We start from the raw sequence: 3,318 nt of genomic DNA, 5'->3' as shown, positions 1-3,318 counted from the left end.
AGTTAGCAACCAATGCGCAAAAAAAACCAAAAGCAGGGTAACATTTTGCCCTGCTACGACACATATATTAAACGTTGTACAACATATGACAAAAATTTTAAACATATTATTCTTTTTTATCACTCTGTCCAGTATTGCTCAATCTGAAAAGGAAAATACTGTAGAGATAAGTGGAATAGTTTACTCCTCTGTTAACAACAAGCCATTATCTGATGTTATTGTTTCTTTTGATTCTAGATCAAGAGGTGCTTCAACAAGTGAAAATGGAGAATTCAAATATGTTTATAATTTGAGGCCCGGAGATAGTATAGAAAGGATTGAAACTATCGCGATGGGTTATAAACCATTGGACACTATAATAAATATAATTAGTGGAAAAAATATTAACCTGAATATTATACTCAAACCTAATCTTGGAATTGACAGACAGCAAGCTCTTGATCATATTAAGGTTGGAAAAATTAATTTATTATTATCTGGAGGGATAGCTCCAATTGTCTATCAGTCTGACGAAAAATTCTCTAAAAAATACAACCTAAATTTTGTAGAATTTGGATGCGAAGCAGTTCCTGAAGAAAGTCTTTATGAATACAACAAAACTGTTTTTGAATATCTTGACAAGAAATACGGAAAAAATTGGCGGAAAGAAATACGGAAAGATGTAGTCGGATTAAAAAATAAGTAGAATACGTTGTAAATTATGAATATTCAAAAACTAGTAATTATAATTGGAGTTTTAACAACTTTAGCTTCTTGCTTTAGAAAACCTAATATGGAAAATATTATTCTCTATGCACATAGAGAAGCTCCTCTCGGACATATACATCTGACAGTATTCAAGGATAGTACTTTTGAATTTGAATTAAGTGGAATTACAACAAGTAAAATATGGAAAGGAAAGGCTGTTATTGAAAAAGATTCCATTAATTTTAATTATTATGACTCAATTCCTATAGTTGGTAAAAGAGCCTATTACAACAATAAATATATTGAGTATTTAGACAGACCTGAAAGAATAGAAATCAAGTTCAATAAATTAAAATCTGAATAAAAAAACGTTGCACAACAACATATATGTGTCATAGCAGCAAAGTGATCAATCGATTGGTTCTTGTATTTTTGGTAAGGTTCACTGATTGCGGAAAATAAAAGTTAACAACCAATGCGTAGAAAAATCAAAAAGCAAGGTAACATTTTGCTCTGCTACGACACATATATAAAACGTTGTACACTATTGACGAAAATGTTTAATCCAACAAGAAGAAATAAAAATATCGGAACAGCCAAACAAGGCTATGGACAAAATAATCGGAATGTAATTTCTAATAGTTGGAATGACCTTCGAATATTTTGGGAGAAACTTGAGGAATATACTGTTGTTAAAAGAAATATATACGGTAAACAATACAAATTTCTTGTAGAAAAAACCCGAAAGAATAGTATCCATCCTTGTACTGTAGATGATATTTCGAAAATTATTGAACTACTCAATCCAAAGGATTTGGAAGGCTTAAATTTAATTGTTTTAAGACAACCTAAAAGACGAGAAGAAACTTTAAAACCTGTTTGGGGAAGACTAAACTATTTTGTAGAAATTGATAAACACGAAGGAGCTGCCATAATGTTGGAATCTTTTGACTTTGACAGAAAAATAAAGTGGTCCAAATCTCTAAAAAACGAAGATAGAAAGGAATTCGAAAGATTATTTAGTGATGGACATAAAATGGTCGAAAGTAAAAGGGATTTCACTATTCATCCAACAATTAATGGATTAAGAAATACGATGCTTTATCGGACATTTATTCACGAAGTTGGACATTATGTTGAGTATTTAGAAAAAGTGGAGAGACCATCAAGAAAAGACTATGAATATGATTTTTGGGCTGACTATGATAAAATACCTTCACAAGAAAAAGAAAACTTTGCTCATTCATATGCGGAAAGAGTTTCTAAAGAATTGACCAAAAAAGGATGGATTCCTTTTGACCGAATATTAAATGAGAAAAAAATGGAATCTGAAAAATTAAATATTTCGGATTTTATAATTAAATAAAAACAGTGTACAATAGTTTGTATAGTTCATTTGCTCCCTTCGGGAAGCAAACGCACCATACAAGAGACGTTACCATACATTATCAAAACTAAATAAATGACTAACTCTACGGATACGAAAACGGAATCTAATGTTGGAAGTAGAATTTTAGCTGGATTTATCGACTATTTAATTATTTACGGATTTTTCTCTGCTTATGTATATACTTACGGAGAACCGGGTTCTGACGGAGGTTATTCTGTGAATGGATTACCCGCTTTGATACCAATATTGTTTTGGGCAATAATGACGATCGGACTTGAACAAATATTCGGAGCTACTATAGGGAATTCAATTGCAGGATTAAAACCGATCTCAATAAATGGAATTTCCAAAAAATTATCATTCGGACAATCTTTATTAAGGCATTTGTTTGATCCAATTGACATGTTCTTTTTTGGGTTAGTTGGAATTCTAACGATAAATAATTCTGAAAAAAATCAACGGGTTGGAGATATTGTTGCGAAAACAATAGTTGTAAAACCTAAAAAGGAAAAATAAAAACGTATGGAAACAACGTGTATAGCTCATTGCGGCTGAATTCCTTAAACGGAATTCATTGCAGATTTGCTACCTTAGTGTTTCATTGGAATCTTCCTTCGGAAAATTCCGCAACAAGCCATACACAGAACGTTATCGCAACATTTTTGGAATCTAAAAAGTAGAACGAAAGCAACGAACGGTTAACCACCCAATGGTCTGAGTATATTTGTGATGGTTAAGGACTAATTCAAGAAAAAGCGATTGAAAAAACCAAAATTTAGGAGGATTACGGAGCAGTAACGTGCTAAAAAATCGCTTTTTTGGCTGATCACAATCGGAATAAAAAAAAGTTCAGGCTAATTTGGTAACACCTGTCTCCTACCCGATGATTGCAAGGTGATCGCGAGAAAAGAAAAATAAAGTTGACGGAGTAATTACGCAAGGTATATCACCTTGCCTGGCATGTTTGCTAAGCTTGGTGACTGAAAAAATAAACGCGCGATAACACGATATATGTGCCATAGCAGCAAAGTGATCAATCCAATGGTTGTTTTATATTTATGAAGGCGCAATGCTTGCAGAAAGTAAAAGTTAGCAATCAATGCGCAGAAAAAATGAAAAGTAGGGTAACATTTTGCTCTGCTACGACACATATATAAAACGTTCTGTGTCATTAAAACGAAAATTATGGGAAGATGGATGGAAGCTTTAAACAAAAAGAAAGAAATTGTGTCTGAAATGGC

At 32.4% G+C, this 3,318-nt stretch carries 3 protein-coding genes and 1 pseudogene; all 4 read left to right on the top strand.

What is annotated here, in order from left to right; all coding sequences use genetic code 11:
• Positions 1–685, top strand: a pseudogene (locus tag Q1A73_RS24380) (hypothetical protein); the annotation flags it as partial.
• Between the two features lie 15 nt (positions 686–700).
• Complete coding sequence (locus Q1A73_RS24375) at positions 701–1,051, top strand: hypothetical protein (protein ID WP_299611425.1); 351 nt, start codon at positions 701–703, stop codon at positions 1,049–1,051.
• A gap of 111 nt (positions 1,052–1,162) precedes the next feature.
• Positions 1,163–2,053 (top strand): hypothetical protein, encoded by an 891-nt coding sequence (locus tag Q1A73_RS24370; RefSeq protein WP_299611423.1) that lies wholly within the window; start codon positions 1,163–1,165, stop codon positions 2,051–2,053.
• Positions 2,054–2,149: 96 nt separating this feature from the next.
• Complete coding sequence (locus Q1A73_RS24365; RefSeq protein WP_299611420.1) at positions 2,150–2,593, top strand: RDD family protein; 444 nt, start codon at positions 2,150–2,152, stop codon at positions 2,591–2,593.
• The last annotated feature ends 725 nt before the right edge of the window (positions 2,594–3,318 follow it).

The organism is uncultured Aquimarina sp., from assembly GCF_947492115.1.
In the GTDB taxonomy this organism is placed as follows: domain Bacteria; phylum Bacteroidota; class Bacteroidia; order Flavobacteriales; family Flavobacteriaceae; genus Aquimarina.
Note: the sequence above shows the minus strand (reverse complement) of the source record. Positions and strands in the feature narration are given on the sequence as shown.